This is a genomic window from Chamaesiphon polymorphus CCALA 037 (assembly GCF_003003845.1).
Lineage (GTDB): Bacteria > Cyanobacteriota > Cyanobacteriia > Cyanobacteriales > Chamaesiphonaceae > Chamaesiphon > Chamaesiphon polymorphus.
Map to the genome: position 1 here is coordinate 1 of NZ_PVWO01000624.1, position 2,890 is coordinate 2,890.

The 2,890-nt window shown below is 52.3% G+C and carries 2 protein-coding genes; one reads left to right on the forward strand and one right to left on the reverse strand.

Features of this window, described 5'->3' with window-relative positions:
* Positions 1-742: hydantoinase/oxoprolinase N-terminal domain-containing protein (locus C7B77_RS27365; protein ID WP_281261398.1), on the reverse strand; the 742-nt coding region annotated here is incomplete at its 3' end.
* 306 nt (positions 743-1,048) lie between these two features.
* Here C7B77_RS27365 and C7B77_RS27370 point away from each other — a divergent pair.
* Positions 1,049-2,464 (forward strand): ABC transporter substrate-binding protein, encoded by a 1,416-nt coding sequence (locus C7B77_RS27370; protein WP_245894483.1) that lies wholly within the window; start codon positions 1,049-1,051, stop codon positions 2,462-2,464.
* Positions 2,465-2,890 lie beyond the last annotated feature (426 nt).

Below are 2,890 nucleotides of genomic sequence, written 5' to 3' on the forward strand. Positions count from 1 at the left end.
GTGGATGAGTGGATGAGGGGAGAGGGATGCTACAAGTTAGCTGCTGTGAAAAGGAATTGACGTAGCGGCGGAGGATGGGAGAGAGATAGGCATCGACGACGGTGGTGTCGCCGCGACTGACGAGTTTGATGAGGGGGCTGACTTGGTGGGAGAGGGAGATTTGGGTGAAGCCGATTTCGCGGGCGAGTTCGGCTATTTGGAGTTCGTGGGTGGGATAGCGATAAGCATGTAAAAAGACGATCGCACAAGCGCAGATGCCGTCGTCGTAAGCGGTTTGCAAAGATTGTTTTAAAGTATCGTCAACTTGCAGGGGGATTAATTCTTCGCCTTGTGCCGTATAGCGTTCGTTGACTTCGATGACTCGATCGTAGAGCATTTCTGGCAGCACGATCTCGCGGGCAAAAATCTGGGGACGATGTTGATAGCCAATTCGCAGAGCATCGCCGAAGCCTTTGGTAATTATGAGTAAAGTCGGATCGCCCGCACGTTCTAATAAGGCATTGGTGGCGACTGTCGTACCCATTTTAATACTCTCGATCGCCTCTGCCGGAATCGCCTCATCAGCAGTCAATCCCAAGATGTCGCGAATGCCTTGAATCGGTGCATCGGTATATCGACTGGGATTCTCCGATAGCAGTTTATGCACCAGCAGTTCGCCATCGGGACGCTGGGCAACGATATCTGTAAACGTACCACCCCGATCGATCCAAAATTGCCAGCGATGATTATTGATATCAGTCACGATCGTACCTGTAAATTAAGGGGTATTGTTGGAGCGAGGGTTGGAAGACTAGAGATAGACGAGGGACGGGGAGATAATTTCGAGATCTATGTATAATAGTCTACCGATCTACCTTAGTTGCCGTTGCTAATTTAAGGGATGATGCTCTGATTTTGCAACACTATTACTTCTCTTTTCCCGCTCCCCGCTTCCATCTCAAAACACTATTATCGAACATCCGTTAAAAGTGATACCATCAACGGCATATGGTTGACACCGACTCGATCGGTTGGTATTGCCCTTTTATGTGTGAAGAGTGAGATTGATATGAAGACTAACCCCCGCCGCATCCAGCCAAAACTCGCGTTAGCGATGGCATTATTGACCACTGTTACTAGCTTATTAGCTACCAGTTGTACCGACCCCCAAACGCCAGGAACTGGCGGAACGGGTGGCTCAACCACAGGCAGCACTAGCGGTCAAGGTTTAAAAATTGGAACTGTATTATCTAGTACTGGCGACTTAGCCTCGATCGCCCAGCCACTACCGATCGCCGTTAAAATGGCCGTAGATACCGTCAATAGTTGTGGTGGCATTAATGGCGCACCTGTTACTCTGATCTCAGAAGACGACCAAAGCGATCCGAGTGCGGGAGCTGCGGCAATGACCAAACTTTCGGAAGTAGATAAAGTTGCGGGTGTCGTTGGTGCATTTGGAAGTGGGATTTCTACCGCCGCCGCCGCTGTAGCTGTTAAAAATAAAGTGATGATTGTCTCCCCTGGGAGTACCAGTCCAGTATTTACCGAGCGAGCCAAAAAAGGCGAATATCAAGGTTATTGGGCGCGCACTGCCCCACCAGATACGTATCAAGCCCAAGCAATGGCGCAACTAGCCTCCAAACGAGGATTCAAACGAGTCGCCACGATCGCGATTAACAATGACTATGGCGTTGGCTTTGAACAGCAATTCGTCGCCGCCTTCAAAAAATTGGGCGGTACGATTACTAATGAAGCCAAACCCACCCGTTACGATGCCAAAGGCACCACCTTCGATTCGGAAGTCAAAGCCGCCTTTGAAGGCAAACCCCAAGCCTTGGCTGCGCTAGTATATCCCGATACTGGTTCCCTCCTGCTCAAAGCAGCTTACGAGCAAGGCTTGAGCAAAGGTGTGACGATTATGCTACCCGATGGTGCCTACTCACCAAAATTCCCCGATCAGGTCGGAAAATCAGCAGATGGCAAATTTATCATCGATGGGGCGATCGGTACCGTTCCTGGGGCACATGGCAAGGCTCTGGAGGCTTTTAATACCAAGTGGAACGCGACTGGAAAACCCCTCACTTCCTATCTCCAACATTCTTGGGATGCAGCGGCACTGATTATGCTCGCGGCACAAGCAGCCAAAACAAATACGGGTGAAGGCATTGCCAGCCAAATTCGCGAAGTTGCAGGCGGCTCTGGCAAGGAAGTTTCCGATCTATGTGAGGCGATTACCCTGCTCAAAGCTGGTACGAAAATCAACTATCAAGGTGCTAGTGGTAATGTCGATATCGACGCTCAAGGCGATGTCATCGGTACTTACGATATCTGGCAAGTTCAACCCGATGGTACGCTCAAAACGATCGACAAAGTAAACATCGCTGGAGCTGGAGCTGGAGCCATGGGGTGGGCCTTGACCTACCGGCGCCTCACGCCAACAAGCTCAAGGCGCATCGCAACGAGTTCCTTTTGTTTGCTCGTCTAACATTAAAATTCAGGAGGGTCGATCCGGCATCGCGCCGCGATGCCCGACGGTGATCACCGCAGGTGCCGCGCGTTTGAAGTCCGCGATGTTGGGCATCGCTGCGCTCCGTCCAACCCACTTGCCATGCAAGATTTCGCGCTGCGACGCAGTCAAGGCGAAGCGCGTGCAAAACGGGCCGCGTAGAACTCCAAGCGATCGCTATCGCTCACCATTGCCCTCAACTGCTTGTCTTCAACCAGCACACCCTTAACCTCCTCACGCTCAACTCAACTCAACTCAACTCGACCTCAGTCCCCAAACCCACAGGCGTCTGCTCCTGCGGGCACGACGCCCGCGCTCTACCCGGGGCCCCTGGGGAGCGGCGGGAGGCGGGCGAATCGCCCGAAGGGTTGGCCGCAGGGATGCGGCCAAGGTTTTTGACAGGCC

Excerpts from the sequence above, each read along its gene's own strand:
- C7B77_RS27370 (WP_245894483.1), top strand. The coding sequence starts at position 1,049 with ATGAAGACTAACCCCCGCCGCATCCAGCCAAAACTCGCGTTAGCGATG.